Below are 18,886 nucleotides of genomic sequence, written 5' to 3'. Positions count from 1 at the left end.
CGCGGGACGCGGGGACGTAGGCTGGGAGCCTGGTCCTGCTCCGCGACGAGCGGGGGAATCAGGCCCGGCCGTACGGCGTTAGGAGGTGTGTGATGGGTCGTCTGAGCAGTTTCTTCGCACGTTTTCGTCGGGACGCCGACCCGCTGGCGGGGGTCCCGGACTCGGTGACGCCGACGCTGGTCTACGCGTTCGACGGCTTCCTCAACGCCGGCTCCTCCCCTCGGATCGCGGTCGAGCACCTCCAGGCCGCCGAGGAGGGCGAGATCGTCCACGAGTTCGACCTGGACGACTACTACGACTACCGGGCGCGTCGCCCCGCGGTGCTGTTCGACCGCGACCACTACCGCGACTACGACCAGCCCCGGCTCGACGTCCGGCTGCTGCGCGACGACCACGGCGCCCCGTTCCTGCTGATGTCGGGCCCGGAGCCGGACTTCCGCTGGGAGCAGTTCGCCGCTGAGGTCCACGACGTGATCGAGGCGTACGGGGTGGAGCTGACGGTCGGCCTCGGCGCCGTCCCGATGGGGGTGCCGCACACCCGGCCGTCGGTCATCACGCACCACGCGAGCCGCCGCGACCTGCTCGACCGCTCGAACCTGTTCCGGGCGCAGGTCGCCGTTCCCGCGAGCATCCAGTCGGTGCTCGAGCTGCGGCTGGGGGAGTGGGGCCACGATGCGGTGGGCTACGTCGCCCACGTCCCCCAGTACGTCGCTCAGGTCGAGTACCCGAGCGCGTCGGTGGCGCTGCTCGAGGCCCTGAGCGAGCGGACCGGCCTGACGTTCGACCTCGAGGAGCTGCGGGTGCAGCAGGCGGAGACGGTCGCGGACATCCACAAGCAGGTGGAGGAGCAGGACGGCGGTGACGTGCTCGCCGGTCTCGAGCGGCAGTACGACCAGATGACCCGCGACGCCAAGCAGCCGCTGCCGCTGGACGAGAGCGAGCTGCCGTCGAGCGACGAGATCGGCGACCAGGTCGAGGAGTTCCTGGCGCAGCTCGACCGGCGCGACCAGAGCGACTGACACCACGTCGGGCGGTCACGGCCCGCCCGCTCGGCGCGTGAGACGATGACGCCGTGCCGAACACGATCGCTGACCTCGTCGCCCTGCTCGATCTCGAGAGGCTCGAGGAGGACCTCTATCGGGGATCGCAACCCGCGGCGAGCGGCGTCAAGCGCGTGTTCGGCGGCCAGGTCGCAGCGCAGGCGCTCGTGGCCGCGGCCCGCTCGGTGGCGCCGGAGCGCCTGGTGCACTCGGCGCACATGTACTTCCTTCTCGGCGGCGACCCGAGCGTCCCGATCGTCTACGACGTCGAGCGGATCCGCGACGGAGGCTCGTTCTCGACGCGGCGGGTCTCGGCCCGCCAGCACGGGCGGGTGATCTTCTACCTGACCGCGTCCTTCCACCGCTACGAGAAGGGCTACGAGCACCAGGACCGGATGCCTCCGGTGCCGTCGCCGGACGACAGCCCCACGATGCCGCAGGTGCTGTCGGGGCTCAGCCGGCAGGCCGCCGAGCACTGGAGCCGCGAGTGGTCGGCGCTCGACGTCCGCTACGTCGGCGGGACCCGCTTCGACGGCGACCCGTCCGAGGAGGCGGTGCCGGGTCTGCAGCGGCTGTGGTTCCGTGCGGCCGGCGAGCTCGGCCCGGACCCGGTCCTGAACGCCGCGCTCCTGACCTACCTGTCGGATCTCAGTCTGCTCGGTGTCTCGCTCGTGCCGCACGGGCTGACGGTGGCGTCACCGGACGTGCAGCCGGCGTCGCTGGACCACGCGATCTGGTTCCACCGACCGATCCGGGCCGACCAGTGGCTGCTGTACGACCAGCGCTCCCCGTCGGCGACCGGAGCGCGGGGCTTCACCACCGCCAACCTGTACGCCGAGGACGGGACGCTGGTCGCGTCCACGGCCCAGGAGGGGCTGATCCGCCCGGTCGGGTGACCGAGCGCGACCAGGACCTCCGGCCGGCGGGCGTGGCCGGACCCCGCACCCCGCCTCAGGCGTGGGTCACCCGCGCGACCAGGTGCTCGCGGCCCGGCCGGTCGTCCTTCGGGGCCCCGGTGATCCCGAGCAGCAGCCCGTCGCCGTCCTCGCGGGTCCCGAAGCTCACCGTCGTCGGCAGCAGGATCGGCTTGCGGAACTCCGCGTCGACCCGGAACGTGTCGCCGAGACGGTTCTCCACCGCTGCGAGCGCCCGGGCCTGGCTCCACATCCCGTGCGCGATCTGGCGGGGGAACCCGAACGCCTTCGCACTGAGCTTCGACAGGTGGATCGGGTTGCGGTCGCCGGAGACCGCGCCGTACCGCCGTCCGAGGTCCGCGGGCAGCCGCCAGCGGGCCGCGCCGACCGGTGCGGCCACGTCGGTCAGGGGCGCGGGGCTGGACTCGGCGCCGCCCCGCCCGCCGCGCCGGAACAGTGTCATGGTCTCGTCCCAGACGACCTCGTCCCCGACGGTGGCCGTGGTGACCAGGTCGATCAGGCGGCCCTTCGGGTGGTCGCGCAGGTCCTCGGCCCGGACCTCGACGTCGTAGCGCTCACCGACGCCGATCGGACGGTGCTGCACGATGGTGTTGCGGAGGTGGACCAGCCCCATCGGCGCGAACGGGAACGCCGTGTCGACCATGAGCGCCATCTGGAGGCCGAACGCCGCCATGTGGGGATAGGTCGCCGGAAGGGTGCCGCGCAGCGCGAACCCGCACACGTCGCCGTACGCCGCGAGGTGGTCGAGGTCCGTGGTGATGCCGGCGCGGCGCAGGGTGAGGTCGGGGACGGAGCCGCTCGCATGCTTCACGCCGGGCAGGCCGCCGACGACGGGGAGCGCGGGCAGGGCGGCGCGCAGGTAGAGCGGCAGGGTCGCCGGGGGCCGGTCGAAGGTGGTGGTCGCCATCCTCACGCCCCCAGCAGGCTCTGGCCGCAGACGCGCACGACGTTGCCCGAGACGGCGGCCGACGCCGGGTTCGCGAACCAGGCAACCGCCTCGGCCACGTCGATCGGCAGGCCGCCCTGGGCCATGGAGTTCATCCGGCGCCCGGCCTCGCGGATCGTCAGGGGGATCGTCTTGACCATGTCGGTCTCGATGAAGCCCGGCGCGACGGCGTTGATGGTGATCTGGTCGGCGGCGACACGGGGCGCGAGCTCGTCGACCCAGCCGATCACGCCGGCCTTGGAGGCGGCGTAGTTGGTCTGGCCGTTGTTGCCGGCGATGCCGGCGATCGAGGAGACGCCGAGGATGCTCCCGCCGGGCCGGATCAGCTTGGCCTCGAGCAGCTCGGCGGTGATCCGCGCCGGGGCGTCGACGTTGATCTCCACCACCTTGTGCCAGTTCTCGGTCTTCATGTTGCGCAGCCGCTTGTCGCGGGTGATGCCGGCGTTGTGCACGACGACGTCGACGCCGCCGTGGTGCTCGGCGAGATAGCTCGCGATCCGCTGGGGCGCGTCGGGCGCGGTGATGTCGAGCACGATCGACTCCCCGTCGATCGACGCCATGGCGCGCTGGAGGTCGTCGGCCAGAGGTGCGACGTCGAGGCCGATCACGGCTGCACCGTCACGGTGGAGGGTCTGGGCCATCGCCAGCCCGAGCCCGCGCGACGCGCCGGTCACGAGCGCGACCTTGCCCGCGAGCGGGGCGTCGAGGTCGACCTCGGGCGCCTCCACGATGCCGGCGCTGCCGATCCGTACGACCTGACCGCACACGTACGCGGACTTCGGCGACAGCAGGAACGCGAGCGTCGAGGCGATCGCCCGCTCGGCACCCCCGGCGACGTACACGGTCTGCGCGGTCGATCCCTTGCCGAGCTCCTTGCCCAGGGAGCGGCTGATGCCCTCGAGCGCGCGCTGGGCGATCGCGCGGCCGGCGGTGTCGGCCTCGCTCGGCGGCGTCCCGAGGAGGACGACGCGCCCGCACCCGGACAGGCTGCGGAGCACAGGGGTGAGCGCCTGCTGGATCTGGTCGAGCCCTGCCGGGGTGTCGATGCCGGTCGCGTCGACGACGATGCCCTTGACCCGTTCCTCGTCGGCGACCGCGGTGGTGGTGGCGACGCCGAGCGCGGCGAGGGCCTCGTCGAGGGCGGGGGCGAGCGTGCTCCCCTCGGCCGCGGCGACCAGGACCGTGCCGTCCACGACGGGGGCGCCGGGGGTCCAGCGCTCGAGCCGGGGCGGGTTCGGCAGGCCGAGGTTGTTGACCAAGAACTTCCCGACCGGGGTGTGGGCGAGATCCTGGTAGCGGTCGCTCATGCGTGTGTCCTGCCTCTCGACATACTCTGGGTATCTGGAACTATGCTTCAGCGTAACTTAGAGTTACCGCTGGAGAGAAGAGACGGTGCATCCCGTTTGCTCCGGTCCTGGGCCACGACCCCATGACACCACCCCCGACCACACGCTGCTCCACCGAACGTGCTCCGAAGGAGAATTCCGATGGCTTCCTCGTCCGCCAAGCGCTCCGCCGCGTCCGTACGCCGGGTGGCGGTGATCGGCGGCAACCGCATCCCGTTCGCGCGGTCCAACTCGGCGTACGCCCACGCGTCCAACCAGGACATGCTGACCGCGGCGCTGGACGGCCTCGTCGACCGGTACGGGCTCGCGGGTGAGCGGGTCGGCGAGTTCGCCGCCGGCGCCGTGCTCAAGCACAGCCGCGACTTCAACCTGGCGCGGGAGACCGTCCTCGGCTCGAAGCTCGCGCCCGAGACCCCGGCGTACGACGTGCAGCAGGCCTGCGACACCGGCATCCAGGCGACCGTGCTGGTCGCGAACAAGATCGCCCTCGGCACGATCGACGTCGGCATCGCCGGCGGCTCGGACACCACCTCCGACGCGCCGATCGGGGTCGGGGAGGGCCTGCGCAAGGCGCTGCTCGAGGCGAACCGCGCGAAGACGGTCAAGCAGCGGGTCGCGGCGCTCCTCAAGGTGCGCCCCGGTGACCTGGTGCCCAGCATCCCGCAGAACTCCGAGCCCCGGACCGGCCTGTCGATGGGGGAGAGCCAGGCGCTGACGACCCTGGAGTGGGGGATCGGCCGCGAGGAGCAGGACCAGCTCGCGGTCACGTCGCACCACAACCTCGCCGCTGCGTACGACCGCGGCTTCGAGGACGACCTGATCACGCCGTACCTCGGGCTCGACCGTGACCAGAACCTCCGGGCCGACTCGTCGCTGGAGAAGCTCGCGACGCTCAAGCCGGTCTTCGGCAAGGGCGACGCGGCGACGATGACGGCCGCGAACTCGACCCCGCTGACCGACGGCGCCTCGACCGTCCTGCTCGCGTCGGAGGACTACGCGAAGGCGAAGGGCTGGGAGCCGCTGGCCTACCTGACCGGGTACGAGACCGCCGCGGTCGACTACGTCGACGGCGGGGAGGGGCTGCTGATGGCCCCGGCGTACGCGATGCCGCGCATGCTGGCGCGCGCAGGCCTCACCCTCCAGGACTTCGACTTCTACGAGGTCCACGAGGCGTTCGCGTCGCAGGTGCTCACGACGCTCAAGGCCTGGGAGGACCCGATCTTCTGCAAGGAGCGGCTCGGCCTGGACGCACCGCTCGGTCCGATCGACCGCAGCAGGCTCAACGTGGCGGGCTCGTCGCTCGCCGCGGGCCACCCCTTCGCCGCGACCGGCGGCCGGATCGTCGCGAACCTCGCGAAGCTGCTCGCCGAGAACGGCGGGGGGCGCGGCGTGATCTCCATCTGCGCCGCCGGCGGTCAGGGCGTCACGGCGATCCTGGAGCGCTGAGCCCGGCCGAGGCGGCGGGGGTCGCGGCACGCTGACGTGCCTGCGGTCCCCGCCGTCCCAGGTCCGGTCCGCTCAGGCGCGGTTGCCGACGGCCATCGCGTGCGCGGCGTCGATCGTGTACGACTTCACCAGGTCCCACGACGCCCGGCTGACGGTCGGGACGCCCGGGGCGCCCTCGCTGACCAGCAGCTGGTTGCGCGCGAACTGCAGCGCTCCGAGCGCCTGCGTGTAGGTCATGTTCGCGAGCATGTACGAGTCGGCCGTCCGGAAGTCGCCGGTCTTCTGGCCTGCCTCGATCACGTGCGCGAAGGCGCTCAAGGGTCCGAGCATGCCACGCCCGAGGCGCAGCATCGCACCCTCGGAGACGCTGGCGAGCAGCTCCTGGCCGGGCTTGCTCAGAAGGTCGAGGGCGCAGTCGACGAACGCGGGCTTCTCGTGACCCTCGTCGAGGAACGCCGAGGCCACCGCCTCCAGGCGCTCGTGCGGTGACTTCGACTCGTCGTCCGCCGCGCGCATCGCCTCGGCGATCTCGTCGAGATAGCCGACCAGCGTCAGCGCGAAGAGCTCCTCCTTGCCGGAGAAGTGGCGGTAGATGATCGCCCGGTTGATCCCGACGGCCTGGGCGATGTCCTCGATCTGTGCGTCGCGGACACCGACGGTGTCGAAGAGGTTCCGGGTCGCCCGGATGATGTCGTCCTCGCGTGCGCGGCGACGGGCTGCCGTGGCCCGGGCTCCGCGCAGCGCACGAGGCGCGCTCGTTTCAGCTTGCTGTTCTCCCACGCGTGCGAGTCTAGTTCCGACGGGCCCCGCGTGGGGGGACGGCGGCACTTCGCGCGCCGAAACAACGGCACCGTGCCCGGATCCGGCCCCGTCCGCGCTAGCGTAGGCCTCCCACGGTGTCGAGACAGGAGGCCTCCCGATGATCGTCGCCTCGGCGGTACGGCTGGTCGTCTGTGCTGCGCTCGGAGCCGTGGGGCTGGTCCTGGCTGCCGGTCCTGCTCCCGCGACCAGCTGCGCGGAGCAGACGGTCGGCGAGGGGATGGACGACGTCGACGCGGTCTTCGTGGCGACGGTGACGGGGACCGACGTCGGGGTGGTCACGATGGAGGCCACCGACGTGTACAAGGGCGAGGTCGGCCCGCTGGTCGCGGTCGAGGAGCCCGGAGCGATGCACGCGACCCCGCCGTTCGAGACCGGTCAGCAGTACGTCGTCTTCGCCGACGAGGGCGCCGGCGACGACGTGTTCACCCTCCCGCTGTGCAGCCTGACGGCGCCGGTCGACGACGCCCTGCTCGCCGAGGTGGAGGCGTCCTCGAGCGACTACGCCGCCTACCGCCCGACCGCGACGGCCGCCCCCACGACGTCGCGCCCGGGGCCGACGGTCGAGCCGACGGAGTCCGCCGCGACTCAGCCGGTGGCGGCCACGCCGCCGGCCGCCGGCGACGACTCGGTCGGTGGCTCGGCGTCGATGCTGGCCCTCGCGGGCGCCGTGCTCGCCGTCGGGCTGGTCGCCGCGGTGCCTCTGCTGCGCCGGCGTCGCGCTCGGGCCTGACCCTCCGTACGGCCCCGCCTCCCGTCGGCCCGCGGGAACTGTCACCGCCCCGGCGTAGGCTCGACGCCATGCGTTCGTTGAGCGATCTCCAGCGCCAGGTGGCGCCGTTGCGCGTCGTCTCCGACTACCAGCCCGCCGGCGACCAGCCGCGGGCGATCGAGGCCCTGGCCGAGCGCGTCGAGCGCGGCGACCAGGACACCGTGCTGCTCGGAGCCACGGGCACCGGCAAGACCGCCACGGTCGCCTGGCTGGCCGAGCGCGTGCAGCGCCCGATCCTCGTCCTGCAGCCCAACAAGACGCTCGCCGCACAGTTCGCCAACGAGCTGCGCCAGCTCTTCCCCGACAACGCCGTCGAGTACTTCGTCTCCTACTACGACTACTACCAGCCCGAGGCGTACGTCCCGCAGACGGACACGTACATCGAGAAGGACTCCTCGATCAACGACGAGGTCGAGCGGCTGCGCCACTCCGCGACCTGGAACCTCCTGACCCGCCGCGACGTGATCGTGGTCGCCACGGTCTCCTGCATCTACGGCCTCGGCTCCGCCGAGGAGTACATGAACCGCATGATCCACCTCCAGGTCGGCTCGGAGCTGGACCGGGAGGCCCTGCTCCGCACGCTGGTGACGGCTCAGTACTCCCGCAACGACCTCGCCGCGACCCGCGGGACCTTCCGGGTGCGCGGCGACACCCTCGAGATCTTCCCGGTCTACCAGGAGCTCGCCGTGCGGGTGGAGTTCTTCGGTGACGAGATCGAGCGGTTGATGACGCTGCATCCGCTGACCGGCGAGGTCCTCAGCGACGAGCGCGAGCTGTACGTCGGCGCGGCCACGCACTACACGGTCGGTCCCGAGCGGCTCGAGACCGCCGTGCGCGGGATCGAGACCGAGCTGACGGAGCGGCTCGCCGAGCTGGAGGGCCAGGGCAAGCTGCTGGAGGCGCAGCGCCTGCGGATGCGCACGACGTACGACATCGAGATGATCCGCCAGGTCGGGACCTGCTCCGGGATCGAGAACTACTCGCTCCACATGGACGGCCGCGAGCGCGGCTCCGCACCGAATTGCCTGCTCGACTACTTCCCCGAGGACTTCGTGCTGGTGGTCGACGAGTCGCACGTCACCGTCCCCCAGGTCGGCGGGATGTACGAGGGCGACATGTCCCGCAAGCGGACGCTCGTCGAGCACGGCTTCCGGCTGCCGTCGGCGATGGACAACCGGCCGCTGAAGTGGGAGGAGTTCCTCCAGCGGATCGGCCAGACGGTCTACCTGTCGGCGACGCCGGGGCCGTACGAGATGTCGAAGGTCGACGACGAGCACCCGGTGGTCGAGCAGATCATCCGACCGACCGGGCTGGTCGACCCCGAGGTGATCGTGAAGCCGACGAAGGGCCAGATCGACGACCTGATCGACGCGATCCGCGGCCGCGTCGACAAGAACGAGCGCGTCCTCGTCACCACGCTGACGAAGAAGATGGCCGAGGACCTGACGGACTACCTGCTCGAGGCCGGGATCCGGACCCGCTACCTCCACAGCGAGGTCGACACGCTGCGACGTGTGGAGCTGTTGAGCGAGCTGCGGATGGGGGAGTTCGACGTCCTCGTCGGGATCAACCTGCTCCGTGAGGGCCTCGACCTGCCGGAGGTGAGCCTGGTCGCGATCCTCGATGCCGACAAGGAGGGCTTCCTGCGGTCCGGCCGGTCCCTGATCCAGACCATCGGGCGCGCCGCCCGCAACGTCTCGGGCCAGGTCGTGATGTACGCCGACACGATCACTCCGTCCATGGAGCAGGCGATCGACGAGACCAACCGGCGACGCGAGGCCCAGATGGCGTTCAACACCGAGAACGGCATCAACCCGACGCCGCTGCGCAAGAAGATCGCGGACATCACGGACATGCTCGCGCGCGAGGACGCGGACCTCGAGCAGCTGGTCGGATCGGGGCGGGCACAGTCGCGCGGCAAGTCGCCGGTGCCGCTCGTGGGTGCGTCCGGCGACGGGTCTGCCGTCGACACGTCGTCGATGGCGGCATCCGAGCTCGCCGAGCTGATCCAGCAGCTCAACGCCCAGATGCACGCGGCCGCGGAGGAGCTCCAGTTCGAGGTCGCTGCGCGCCTGCGCGACGAGGTCGGGGACCTCAAGAAGGAGCTGCGTCAGATGCAGGCGGCCGGGGCGGGCTGATCCCGGCCGCGGGGAGCGCGATCCGCACCAGCCGGCGCGATCCGGGCCACTCGGTGGGGGTCCACACGGTGTCGTCGGCGTCGAGGGTGAGATCCTCGGGTCCGGTCGGCAGCAGGCCCCGGTGGCGCGCCCAGTCCTCGAAGGGCCCGACGAGCAGGTCGCCGGGGTTTCCGCGCCCCTGGCTGGTCGACAGCGCCCACCGGCTGCTGGAGATCACGGCCCCCTGCATCCGCGGGACACCGACGTCGCGGAGGTCGTGCGGACGAGCGACACCGTCATGACCGACGACCGGGAGATGCCGGTCGGGGTCCAGCCGGTAGCGCCACAGGCGTTGCGACTGGCCGACCCGGCCGTACTCCCCGCACACGAGCCACCGTCCGTCGGCGTCGTCGGCCAGCGAGAGGAACGACGTGCGCAGGCGGCTGCCGTGATCGCGCCCGACCGCTTCGAGGCGGCCGACCGAGACGAGGACGTGCTCGTAGGCGAGCCGGTCGGCGGCACGCATCGTCCCGCGCGCGACCCGGATCAGGTGGGTCCACGCGAACACGTCGACGCCGTGGCGGGTCGACGCCACGTACAGGTACGGGCCGACCCATGCGAGCCCACCGGCGTGCGTCGCCACCGGGAGCAGTCGCGCGGCCGTGCGGCCGGCGACCGTGACCGGACGTGCGAGCAGCACATGCCCGTAGGCGAGCGAGTCACGGTCCACGACGGAGACCCGCGCGCCGTCGCGGCGGGCGCGGCCCGGCGCGTACCACCCGACGAGCAGGTGGGCGCCGGTCGGTGGCCGAGCCCGGGCCTCGCAGGCGCCGGGCTCGTGCGACCCCGTCACACCCTGGGGATACCAGCCGGGGGTCGTGTCGTCGTGCGGCTCCCAGGCTAGGGTCTCGACGGCTGCCTCGGAGGACGAGGCCACGCGGCGCATCCGCCACACCGCACGGCGTGTGACCTCGTCGAGCGTCACGACCGTGACGTGGCGCTCGGTGATGCGGTCCAGGCGCGGTGGACTGAGGACGATGCGCAGCCCTGGACCCGCGCTGCTGACCACCTCCGGAGCGTACCGCCGGACGCTGTGGCTCGCTCTGGCAGAATGACCGGCGGAGGGGAGTATTCCTTTCGTCGCCCCGTCGTCATCACGACCGGCCGCGCTGCGGTCGCGTCCGGCCGGGTGAGCCGCGGGCCGGGTCGTGCTGCGCGGCGGAAGAGACCTCCGCGTCAGATGGACCGATCCGACCGGAGGAACCTCACCGCATGAACGTCACACCGCTGGAGTGGTGGATCACGATCGGCGTGACCGTCGCCGTCCTGCTCTTCGACGTGATCATCATCGCCCGCCGCCCGCACGAGCCGTCGATGAAGGAGGCCGGGCTCGCGCTCTCGGTCTACATCGGCCTCGCGGTGGCGTTCGGGATCTGGGTGTCGTCCTTCCACGGCGGCCAGTACGGCCTCGAGTTCTTCACCGGCTGGCTGACCGAGTACAGCCTGTCGGTCGACAACCTGTTCATCTTCATCATCATCATGGCGAGCTTCAAGGTGCCAAGGGTGTATCAGCAGGAAGCCTTGATGATCGGCATCATCCTGGCGCTGATCTTCCGCGGGATCTTCATCGCGCTCGGGGCGGCCGCGATCAACCAGTTCAGCTGGATCTTCTACATCTTCGGGCTGTTCCTGGTCTACACGGCCTACGGCCTGGTGAAGAGCTACCGGGCTCATGACGAGGACGATGCCGGCGACAACGCCGTGGTGCGGTTCGCGGAGCGGCACTTCGCCGTCACCGAGGAGTACCACGGCATGAAGATGCTGGTGAACATCGACGGGAAGCGCTTCCTGACGCCGATGTTCCTCGTCATCCTCGCTCTCGGGTCGACCGACCTGCTGTTCGCGCTGGACTCGATCCCGGCGATCTACGGCATCACCCAGGAGCCGTACCTCGTCCTGACCGCGAACATCTTCGCGCTGATGGGCCTGCGGCAGCTGTACTTCCTGCTCGGCGGGCTGCTCCAGCGCCTCGTGTACCTGTCGATCGGGCTCGCGATCATCCTGGCGTTCATCGGGGTCAAGCTGGTCCTGCACGCGCTGCACACGAACGAGCTGCCGTTCATCAACGGCGGCGAGCACGTGGACGTGCCCGAGGTCCCGACCCTGCTCAGTCTCGCGGTCATCATCGTCGTCCTCGGCATCACCGCGGTCGCCAGCCTGTGGAAGACGCGCGACGAGGACCGGCGCCAGACCCTGGGCTGACCGCGCAGGCGCTGTGCCGCCCGGGCGGTGAGCTGGTTCCCACGACGTGACGTCGCGTGGGAACCAGCTCACCGCCGGCCGGGTCGCGTGGGAACCAGCTCACCGCCGGCGGTAGTGCGCACCCGGGATCGGGGCGAAGAGGTTGCGCCACCGTGCCCCGAACTTCGGCCGCGGCCCGTCGTACCCGCGCTCGACGAGGGCCCGGTAGACCCGCAGGACGGTCGCTCGCGGCTGCGAGAACCGCGCATTCGTGATCTGGACGTACGCCACGTGGTGGTCGCGGAACCCCTCGTACCGACTGATGTCCGTGCCGAACTGCTCCGGCGACTCGGCGTGCTGACGTCCCTCGTACTCGACGACGAGCAGCCAGCGGCGATAGAGGAGGTCGACGCACCCGAGTCTGCGGTCGTCGACGACGAGGTCGACGTTGCACTCGGGCTTCGGCAGGCCCGCCACCACGAGGCACGCCCTCAGCTTCGATTCCCGGGGTGAGCGGGCCCTCGGGTCGAGCAGGCGTACGACCTCGAGGGCGCGTTCGGCCCCGGGCCGCCAGGCGTCCTCGGTCGCGAGCTCGACGATCTCGGGCACGGAGGCGTGGCCGTGGCGCACGAGCCAGTCGCCGAGGGCGATTAGATCGATCATCGCCTCGTGCGCACAGCACCCGACGAACGCCGCGGCAGGCGTGACTCCGATGTCGTCGCACGGCGGCAGCCGGAGTGTCCGGTGCACGAGGATGCCGTCGATGTCGACGTGGTGGTCACGCTCCAGGACGAAGCAGATCGGGCGGAACGGCAGGTCGTCGTAGCCGAGCGCGACCATCCGCGCCGCGTCGGTCAGGTGGGCGTCATCGGGGACGGCGAGCGACGCAGCTGTGATCCAGTCCAGCAGGGTCATCCCGTGGTCGCGCAGCACCCACACCTCGGGGAAGACCCGACGGAACCGTTGGCCGTGCAGGACCTTCTTCGAGAGCCGGGCTTCGCGGGCCTGTCGGTACGAGAACGGGCCGTCGGAGAGGCAGGGCGGGACCGGCGTCGGGGCTGGCATGGGTCCATTCCAGGCGCAGGCGGCATCCGGTGTGGACCGTCGGAGCCGTGACTGTGGACAACCGCCCAACACCAGCAGCGTGTGGACCAACGCAGGTGCGGGCGGCGAGTCGTACGGCCGTCGGTGAGCTGGTTCCCACGCGACCGGGTTGGGTGGGAACCAGCTCACCTCCGCCGGGACCGCGTGGGAACCCACTCACCTCCGCCGCGACCGGGTGGGAACCAGCTCACCGCCCACCCGGGCCGTACGCCGGCCGGACCGCGTGCTCCGCACCGACACGCGGCACGTGAGATGTCCGATGTGACGGGTTTGGCTTGATTCGGGTGCTTACCCTGGCGGAGGTTCGTTCGACCACGCCGAGTCCCGCTCGGGCCGGACGCACCGTCTCTGCAAGGTCGGCCCCCGAGCCGACGAACCGATCTGGAACGACGAGCGGGAGTGGGGGAACCAATTCCGGAGACGCGGCGCCGCCGTGGCTCCTGGGGTGAAGTTCCCTGGTGCGGGCCCGTCCCGCGCCGGGAGACCGGGCACCTTCCGCCCGAACCCGACAGCTCACCTCGCAGGCGTGGCGAAGGAACTCACCATGCATTTCGTCCCTCGGAACGTGGGGCGCGCGGCTGTCTCGGTCCTGGCTGCGCTCGCCCTCGCCTTCGGTCTCCTGGTTGCGTCCGGTGGTGCTGCGAGCGCCGCGAGCGACCGGACCTGGCAGAAGCTCTCCCGGTGCGAGTCCGGTGCGCGCTGGCACATCAACACCGGCAACGGCTACCACGGTGGCCTCCAGTTCAGCTCGAGCACGTGGCGCGGCTACGGCGGCAAGCGGTTCGCGCGGTACGCGGACAACGCCAAGCGCCGTCAGCAGATCGTGATCGCCGAGCGCGTGCTCAAGGGCCAGGGCTGGGGCGCGTGGCCGTCCTGCTCCCGCAAGCTGGGGCTGGGCGGCAAGCACAAGCGCGTCAAGTGGCAGGGCTTCCGCAAGAGCGACCGCCTCGCCAAGAAGAACGCGATCGGGCACTTCCCGCGCTGGTGGCGCAAGAAGTTCTGGTGACCACCGGCCCGACCGGCGGAGGCGGCCGCGATCGTGGCCGCCTCCGTCACTCGAGGTCGCCGGGATCCTGCACGAACGTCTTGCGGCCGTAGATCGCGCGGTTCAGCACCCACGTCGTCGCCCACAGCACGACGCCGACGCCCAGCAGGACGCCGGCCACCTCGTACTGCGCTGCGTCCCGCCCGGACAGCGGCGTCACGAGGTACACGCAGGTGATCGCGCCGAGCACCGGCAACACCGTCGGCGCGTGGAAGTGGTCGGAGTCGACGTGGTGCCGCCGCAGCACCAGCACGGCGACGTTGACGACCGCGAACACCGCGAGCAGCAGCAGCGCGGTCGTGCCGCCGAGCACGGTGACGGCGTTCTCGCTCGCACCGAACACCCAGGTGATGAGGCCCAGGGCGATCGCCGTGGTGAACAGGATCGCCACCCACGGCGTCCGGCTGCGCCGGCCCACGTGCGCGAGCGCCGGCGGCAGGACGCGCTGCCGCGCCATCCCGTACAGCAGGCGGCTGGCCATCAGCATGTTGATCAGCGCGGTGTTGGCGACCGCGAACATCGTGATGAACGGGTAGATGTCGTCCACCGGCAGGCTCGGTGCACCGATCTCCACGACGGTCAGCAGCGGCGTCTCGGACTCCGCGAGGTCGCCGACCGGGACCAGCGCCACCGCCGTGATCGAGACCAGGACGTACGTGATGCCGGCGATCGTCAGCTCAGCCCGCTGAGGATGATCGGTGGGAAGGTGCGGACCGGGTCCTTGGTCTCCTCGGCCATGTTCACCGAGTCCTCGAACCCGACCATCGCGAAGAACGCGAGCGACGTCGCCGTGGTGACGGCCAGGAAGACGTTCTTGTCGTCGGGCGTGTCGAACGCGACCGCGCGTGAGAAGTCCGCGTCACCCTGGGTCATCGCGAACACCCCGACCGCGAGCACGAGGAGCAGGCCGGTCAGCTCGACGAGGGTCAGCACGACATTCGTCATCACCCCGTGCGCGACGCCCCGCAGGTTGATCAGCGCCAGGAGAATCATGAACGCGAGGGCGAGCACGAGGATGCCGCCCGTCGGGAGCCCGAGCCCGAACCCCTGGTCGAAGCTGAGCGCGAAGACCCGCGACGCGGTCGAGGCCGACGTGATGCCGGAGCACATCACCGTGAAGGCCACGAGGAACGTCAGGAAGTGCACGCCGAAGGCCTTGTGGGTGTAGAGCGCGGCGCCGGCGGCCTGCGGGTACTTCGTGACCAGCTCGAGGTACGAGAAGGCGGTGAGCGTCGCGATCGCGAACGCCACCAGGAACGGCAGCCAGGCCGCGCCCCCGACCTCGCCCGCCACCTGTCCGGTCAGGGCGTACACCCCGGTCCCGAGGATGTCGCCGACGACGAAGAGCAGCAGCAGCCTCGGCGTCATGAACCGTCGCAGCTCGGTGCTGCTGTCCGTGCCGCCGTCGCCCTCCCGGCCGGTGCCGGCGCTCGAGGGGGGTCCGTCTTGGGGGTCGGTCGTCACGGCAACCTCCTCGGTGCGCACGATGCCCGACAACACTCTGCCCGTGCGGCCTCCTCCGCAATTCGACGCGCGACGCGTTCGCCGGATACCTCAGGCTGTCGAACACAAGTTCGAATGCCAGCGTATCCTGGCGCCGTGGGCACCAATCGGCGGTACGCAGGGCGGGAGGCGCCGCAGGTCGCTCCCCGTACGGGCGGTGGTGTCCGGCACGTGTGGGTCCGGCTCGGCCGGTACGAGGCGGACGCGTACCCGGGTCTGGTCGTGGAGTGGCGCCGGGAGTCCGGGGGCTGGGTCGCGCGGGTCGCGTTCGTGCCGGGGGAGCAGGGCGAGGGGACGCTCGTGGAGCAGTGGGTCGAGGCGTCCCGGCTCCGCCCGGCTCCCTAGCGCGGGGGAGGGACCGCTCAGACCTGCTCGAGCGACGCGGCCACCGCCAGGAGCTGGTCCAGGACCGCGCGGGTCGCCAGGCCGGGCTCGCGGCGGTTCTGGCGGTGCCGTACGACGACCCGCCGGGTGCCGAGGCCGGGGAGAGCGACCACCTCGACGCCGGCCGGCAGCTCGCGCTGCAGAGCGAGGGAGGGCACCATCGCGATCCCCTCGCCGGCGGCGACGAAGGCGAACGCCGCCTCGAAGCTCGCGTACCCGTGCCGGGTGTGCAGTGTCGTGCCGAGCGCCTCCGCCTGACGTCCGAGGGCGCGAGCGGCGGCCGTCCCCGGATCGGCTCCGAGCCAGGTGGCGTCGACGAGGTCGGAGATCTGGGTGGGCGTGGCGTACGCGGCGGGGATGACGAGACGCCAGGGGTCGTCGAGGAGGAGCACGTCGTTCATCCCGCGCGGGGTGGTCGGGAGGGTCGTCTCGTCGTGCTCCAGGAGCGCGAGGTCGAGATCGCCGGCCCGGAGCATCCGGAGGGCGTCCGCGGGCTCGCGCTCGTCCACCAGGAGGTCGACGCCCGGGTACGTCTCGCGCAGCGCGGCGACGGCGGGCGCGACGATCGCCTGGATGGCGGTCGGGAACGAGCCGAGCCACACCCGCCCCGAGACCTCGTCGCCGAGTGTGGCGAGGGTCTTGCGGGCCTCGACGAGCTCGGCCTCGATCCGCTCCGCAGCCTCGGCCAGGACGCGCCCCGCGGGCGTGAGCGTGACGCCGCGCGGACCCCTCACCAGGACGTCCACACCCTCCTCGGACTCGAGGCGCGCGATCTGCTGGGAGACCGCCGAGGGTGTGATCTTCATCTCGTCCGCGGCGGCCAGGATGCCGCCCGTGCGGTGCACGGCCAGCAGGAACGCGAGACGACGGGGGTCGATCGACGGCATACAGCAATGCTAAATGGCCGATCAAGAAAGCGTCGATTGTTCTAAACCCATGGGCCACGCAGACTGGTGGTCGTCCCGGTCGATGCCGACCGGGACCGACCATCTCCCACCCGTCCCTCGAAGGGGGTTCCTCCCGTGTCCGTCACCGACGTCGTCACCACGGTCGGCTGGATCGGCGCTGCTGCCGGTGCTGCCGCCTACCTGCTCGTCACGCGGGGCCGCTGGAACGCCTCGTCGGCGCGCTATCAGACGGCGAACCTGACGGGTGCGGGGCTGATGGGCGGCGTGGCTGCGTTCAACGGGATCTGGCCGGCGTTCGCGGCGAACCTCGTGTGGGTCGTCATCGGCGCGCAGGCGCTCTGGATGATCGTGGTCAAGCGGCGCGAGGACCGGCTGGTCGTGGCGACCGCCGACCACCTGCGTCTCCAGTGGGCCGACGAGGCCGCCGTTCCCGAGGACGACGCGGCCGCCGGGGCCGAGCCGGTGCCCGCGGACGAGGGCGCCCCTGCGCTGGCCGTCGCGGAGCTGGCCGTCGCGGAGCTGGCCGTCGCGGACCAGCAGGCCGCGGCCGACGAGGCCGTCTGGCAGTCGCTGCTGGGCTCCGAGGCGGACATGCCGGGCGAGGTGGCCGCCGAGGCGAACCCGACCCTGCGGATGTCGATCGACGAGCTGGCCGAGCTCCAGGTCAGGCGGCGCCGCCGCTCCGTCGCCGCCTGAGCGGGCATCGGGCCGTACGGCCGGGCGCCGCCGCGCGACTTCGGCCCAGCGGGCCGCGCAGGTAGTGTGACGGTACGGGTTGTCGGATTCGCCTCCGACGTTCCGAGGCCCCGGGCCGGCGCTTCCACCGCCCCCGGGGCCGTCCTCTGTCCGCTGGTTCACCAGCCCCGCGCACGCCATTCCGCCAGCGACGGCCGCTCGGTCCCGAGCGTGGAGTCGTCGCCGTGACCGGGGTAGAACCACGTCTCGTCCGGGAGCCGGTCGAAGAGCTTGTGCTCGACGTCGTCGATCAGCGACGCGAAGTCGTCCGCCGACCAGGTCTTGCCGACGCCGCCCGGGAACAGCGCGTCACCGGTGAACAGGTGCGGCATCCCGTCGGGGTCGTCGTAGAGCAGCGCGATCGAGCCCGGGGTGTGCCCGACGAGGTGGATCACGCGCAGGCGCGACCGGCCGACCGGCACCTCGTCGCCGTCGTCGAGCAGATCGTCCGCGGGGACCCCGATCTCGTCCGCGTCGTGGCGGCCCGCGAGGCATCGCGCACCGGTGTCGGCGACGACCTCCGCGAGCGCCTGCCAGTGGTCGCCGTGACGGTGCGTGGTGACGACACGGGCGAGGCCGCCCTCACCGATCGTCTCGAGGAGGGTCTCGGCGTCGTTCGCCGCGTCGATCAGCACCTGCTCGTCGGTGTGCCGGCACCGCAGGACGTACGCGTTGTTGCTCATCGGGCCGACCGCGACCTTGGTGATGATGAGGTCGGCCAGCTCGCGGACCTGGGGCGGGCCGCCGACCGTGACGTGGCCGGTGTAGGACATCGTGGTCTCCTCGCAGGTCGAGGGTCGGCCTCAGCGCCAGTCGCCGAGGGTCGGGAGGTCGCCGTCGACGGTCGCCAGGCTGGGGCCGGTCGCACGCCCGGTGACCCACGCCAGCAGGTCGGCCTGCGTCCCGGAGACCGTACGGCCGCCGCCGTCGCCGATCCCCAGTCCGGAGTCGGTCGCTCGCAGGGCGATCGGCTCGCCGGCGCGGTCGCTGAGGTTCGTGGCTGCGTCGCGCAGCGCGAGGCCCACCCACCCGGCCGGCCACTGATCAGGCACGTAGCCGGTGCCGAGGTCGGTGTGGTGGATGATCACCTCGCCTGCTCTCATCATCGGGATCCACGTCGCGGGGTACTTCGTGCTGTGCGCACCGCCCTCGATCACGGCGGACCATGCCTCGTCGGGCAACGAGCGGGCCGTGACGATCCACCGCACGGAGGACTCCGTCAGGTCGTCCAGCAGCTCGTCGGTGCTGCGGGCCGCGCCGGCCTCGATGTCGGCGTCTCGCTGCTCCCGCGACGGGTACATCCGGGTCTCGACGCCGGTGTTGGCCCAGGTGAAGAGATTCACGAGGGCGTCGGCGTTGCGGGCGAGGTGCGTGACGAGGTGCGCGCGGGTCCAGCCGGGGAGCAGGCACGGCGCCCGGAGGTCGTCGGCGCTGAGCGCGTCGAGGTCGGTGAGCAGCGCTTGGGTCCGAGAGTCGACCAGATCGATCACGTCGTGCGGCGTCGCGTTCGCGGAGGTCATGGAGACACCCTGCCAGCCCCGGGCC

The 18,886-nt window shown here is 71.5% G+C and carries 19 protein-coding genes and 1 riboswitch; of the genes, 9 read left to right on the top strand and 10 right to left on the bottom strand.

The annotated features are described in order from the left end of the window. Positions 1-92 precede the first annotated feature (92 nt). Both CLV56_RS15505 and CLV56_RS15500 read left to right on the top strand, forming a co-directional pair. Positions 93-1,019: a PAC2 family protein gene (locus CLV56_RS15505; RefSeq protein WP_100415239.1), complete on the top strand. Its 927-nt coding sequence runs from the start codon at positions 93-95 to the stop codon at positions 1,017-1,019. 53 nt (positions 1,020-1,072) lie between these two features. Then, on the top strand, positions 1,073-1,936 hold the full coding sequence (locus tag CLV56_RS15500) for an acyl-CoA thioesterase (protein ID WP_039345118.1): 864 nt from the start codon (positions 1,073-1,075) through the stop codon (positions 1,934-1,936). Between the two features lie 55 nt (positions 1,937-1,991). On the opposite strand, the gene CLV56_RS15495 is transcribed toward CLV56_RS15500, so the two are convergent. Next, on the bottom strand, positions 1,992-2,882 hold the full coding sequence (locus CLV56_RS15495) for a MaoC family dehydratase (RefSeq protein ID WP_100415238.1): 891 nt from the start codon (positions 2,880-2,882) through the stop codon (positions 1,992-1,994). Positions 2,883-2,884: 2 nt separating this feature from the next. Beyond that, entirely contained in the window at positions 2,885-4,228 is a 1,344-nt protein-coding gene (locus tag CLV56_RS15490; RefSeq protein WP_039345121.1) for a 3-oxoacyl-ACP reductase, read from the bottom strand. 180 nt (positions 4,229-4,408) lie between these two features. On the opposite strand from CLV56_RS15490, the gene CLV56_RS15485 reads away from it, so the two are divergent. Then, on the top strand, positions 4,409-5,713 hold the full coding sequence (locus tag CLV56_RS15485; protein ID WP_039345125.1) for an acetyl-CoA C-acetyltransferase: 1,305 nt from the start codon (positions 4,409-4,411) through the stop codon (positions 5,711-5,713). A gap of 72 nt (positions 5,714-5,785) precedes the next feature. On the opposite strand, the gene CLV56_RS15480 is transcribed toward CLV56_RS15485, so the two are convergent. Then, positions 5,786-6,493: a TetR/AcrR family transcriptional regulator gene (locus CLV56_RS15480; RefSeq protein ID WP_245857962.1), complete on the bottom strand. Its 708-nt coding sequence runs from the start codon at positions 6,491-6,493 to the stop codon at positions 5,786-5,788. Between the two features lie 139 nt (positions 6,494-6,632). Between CLV56_RS15480 and CLV56_RS15475 the strand changes: the two genes are divergently transcribed. Both CLV56_RS15475 and uvrB read left to right on the top strand, forming a co-directional pair. Further along, complete coding sequence (locus CLV56_RS15475; RefSeq protein ID WP_039345130.1) at positions 6,633-7,265, top strand: hypothetical protein; 633 nt, start codon at positions 6,633-6,635, stop codon at positions 7,263-7,265. A gap of 68 nt (positions 7,266-7,333) precedes the next feature. Continuing rightward, positions 7,334-9,442 (top strand): excinuclease ABC subunit UvrB, encoded by a 2,109-nt coding sequence (gene uvrB, locus CLV56_RS15470; protein ID WP_039345132.1) that lies wholly within the window; start codon positions 7,334-7,336, stop codon positions 9,440-9,442. Here the strand turns inward: uvrB and CLV56_RS15465 are convergent. Then, entirely contained in the window at positions 9,399-10,490 is a 1,092-nt protein-coding gene (locus tag CLV56_RS15465; RefSeq protein WP_100415237.1) for a hypothetical protein, read from the bottom strand. The two genes, uvrB and CLV56_RS15465, sit on opposite strands and share 44 nt — an antisense overlap. Positions 10,491-10,693: 203 nt before the next feature. Here CLV56_RS15465 and CLV56_RS15460 point away from each other — a divergent pair, with 203 nt between their 5' ends. Further along, positions 10,694-11,683, top strand: coding sequence for a TerC family protein (locus CLV56_RS15460; protein WP_039346735.1), 990 nt, complete (start codon positions 10,694-10,696; stop codon positions 11,681-11,683). A 99-nt stretch (positions 11,684-11,782) separates the two neighbouring features. On the opposite strand, the gene CLV56_RS15455 is transcribed toward CLV56_RS15460, so the two are convergent. After that, positions 11,783-12,727: a hypothetical protein gene (locus CLV56_RS15455; protein WP_100415236.1), complete on the bottom strand. Its 945-nt coding sequence runs from the start codon at positions 12,725-12,727 to the stop codon at positions 11,783-11,785. 416 nt (positions 12,728-13,143) lie between these two features. After that, positions 13,144-13,307, top strand: a riboswitch (cyclic di-AMP (ydaO/yuaA leader). Positions 13,308-13,310: 3 nt separating this feature from the next. On the opposite strand from CLV56_RS15455, the gene CLV56_RS21390 reads away from it, so the two are divergent. Next, the gene (locus tag CLV56_RS21390; RefSeq protein ID WP_100415235.1) at positions 13,311-13,772 is read left to right on the top strand and encodes a transglycosylase family protein; all 462 of its coding nucleotides are present in this window, start codon (positions 13,311-13,313) and stop codon (positions 13,770-13,772) included. 46 nt (positions 13,773-13,818) lie between these two features. Here CLV56_RS21390 and CLV56_RS21385 read toward each other — a convergent pair whose 3' ends face one another. Next, positions 13,819-14,442 carry an amino acid permease gene (locus tag CLV56_RS21385; RefSeq protein WP_281254255.1) on the bottom strand — a complete coding sequence of 208 codons (624 nt, stop codon included), beginning with the start codon at positions 14,440-14,442 and terminating at the stop codon, positions 13,819-13,821. A 41-nt stretch (positions 14,443-14,483) separates the two neighbouring features. Beyond that, a complete protein-coding gene (locus CLV56_RS21380) occupies positions 14,484-15,275 on the bottom strand; it encodes an APC family permease (protein WP_281254254.1) in 792 nt (263 codons plus the stop codon). A gap of 135 nt (positions 15,276-15,410) precedes the next feature. Between CLV56_RS21380 and CLV56_RS20665 the strand changes: the two genes are divergently transcribed. Then, complete coding sequence (locus CLV56_RS20665) at positions 15,411-15,659, top strand: hypothetical protein (RefSeq protein ID WP_039346736.1); 249 nt, start codon at positions 15,411-15,413, stop codon at positions 15,657-15,659. Positions 15,660-15,676: 17 nt separating this feature from the next. On the opposite strand, the gene CLV56_RS15440 is transcribed toward CLV56_RS20665, so the two are convergent. Next, positions 15,677-16,585, bottom strand: coding sequence for a LysR family transcriptional regulator (locus CLV56_RS15440; protein WP_039346738.1), 909 nt, complete (start codon positions 16,583-16,585; stop codon positions 15,677-15,679). Between the two features lie 135 nt (positions 16,586-16,720). On the opposite strand from CLV56_RS15440, the gene CLV56_RS15435 reads away from it, so the two are divergent. Next, complete coding sequence (locus CLV56_RS15435) at positions 16,721-17,302, top strand: CBU_0592 family membrane protein (RefSeq protein ID WP_100415234.1); 582 nt, start codon at positions 16,721-16,723, stop codon at positions 17,300-17,302. Positions 17,303-17,460: 158 nt separating this feature from the next. Here CLV56_RS15435 and CLV56_RS15430 read toward each other — a convergent pair whose 3' ends face one another. Together CLV56_RS15430 and CLV56_RS15425 are read right to left on the bottom strand one after the other, a co-directional pair. Further along, entirely contained in the window at positions 17,461-18,114 is a 654-nt protein-coding gene (locus CLV56_RS15430; protein WP_039346740.1) for an MBL fold metallo-hydrolase, read from the bottom strand. A 30-nt stretch (positions 18,115-18,144) separates the two neighbouring features. Further along, entirely contained in the window at positions 18,145-18,861 is a 717-nt protein-coding gene (locus tag CLV56_RS15425; protein ID WP_039346743.1) for a maleylpyruvate isomerase family mycothiol-dependent enzyme, read from the bottom strand. Positions 18,862-18,886 lie beyond the last annotated feature (25 nt).

The organism is Mumia flava, from assembly GCF_002797495.1.
Classification (GTDB): Bacteria; Actinomycetota; Actinomycetes; order Propionibacteriales; family Nocardioidaceae; genus Mumia; species Mumia flava.
This window is presented reverse-complemented; position numbering and strand designations above follow the sequence as displayed.

Bases quoted from the DNA above. Each gene is read 5' to 3' on its own strand.
- CLV56_RS15505 (WP_100415239.1), top strand. From the start codon at position 93: ATGGGTCGTCTGAGCAGTTTCTTCGCACGTTTTCGTCGGGACGCCGAC.
- CLV56_RS15495 (WP_100415238.1), bottom strand. From the start codon at position 2,882: ATGGCGACCACCACCTTCGACCGGCCCCCGGCGACCCTGCCGCTCTAC.
- CLV56_RS15490 (WP_039345121.1), bottom strand. From the start codon at position 4,228: ATGAGCGACCGCTACCAGGATCTCGCCCACACCCCGGTCGGGAAGTTC.
- CLV56_RS15485 (WP_039345125.1), top strand. From the start codon at position 4,409: ATGGCTTCCTCGTCCGCCAAGCGCTCCGCCGCGTCCGTACGCCGGGTG.
- CLV56_RS15475 (WP_039345130.1), top strand. From the start codon at position 6,633: ATGATCGTCGCCTCGGCGGTACGGCTGGTCGTCTGTGCTGCGCTCGGA.
- uvrB (WP_039345132.1), top strand. From the start codon at position 7,334: ATGCGTTCGTTGAGCGATCTCCAGCGCCAGGTGGCGCCGTTGCGCGTC.
- CLV56_RS15460 (WP_039346735.1), top strand. From the start codon at position 10,694: ATGAACGTCACACCGCTGGAGTGGTGGATCACGATCGGCGTGACCGTC.
- CLV56_RS15455 (WP_100415236.1), bottom strand. From the start codon at position 12,727: ATGCCAGCCCCGACGCCGGTCCCGCCCTGCCTCTCCGACGGCCCGTTC.
- CLV56_RS21390 (WP_100415235.1), top strand. From the start codon at position 13,311: ATGCATTTCGTCCCTCGGAACGTGGGGCGCGCGGCTGTCTCGGTCCTG.
- CLV56_RS15440 (WP_039346738.1), bottom strand. From the start codon at position 16,585: ATGCCGTCGATCGACCCCCGTCGTCTCGCGTTCCTGCTGGCCGTGCAC.
- CLV56_RS15430 (WP_039346740.1), bottom strand. From the start codon at position 18,114: ATGTCCTACACCGGCCACGTCACGGTCGGCGGCCCGCCCCAGGTCCGC.
- CLV56_RS15425 (WP_039346743.1), bottom strand. From the start codon at position 18,861: ATGACCTCCGCGAACGCGACGCCGCACGACGTGATCGATCTGGTCGAC.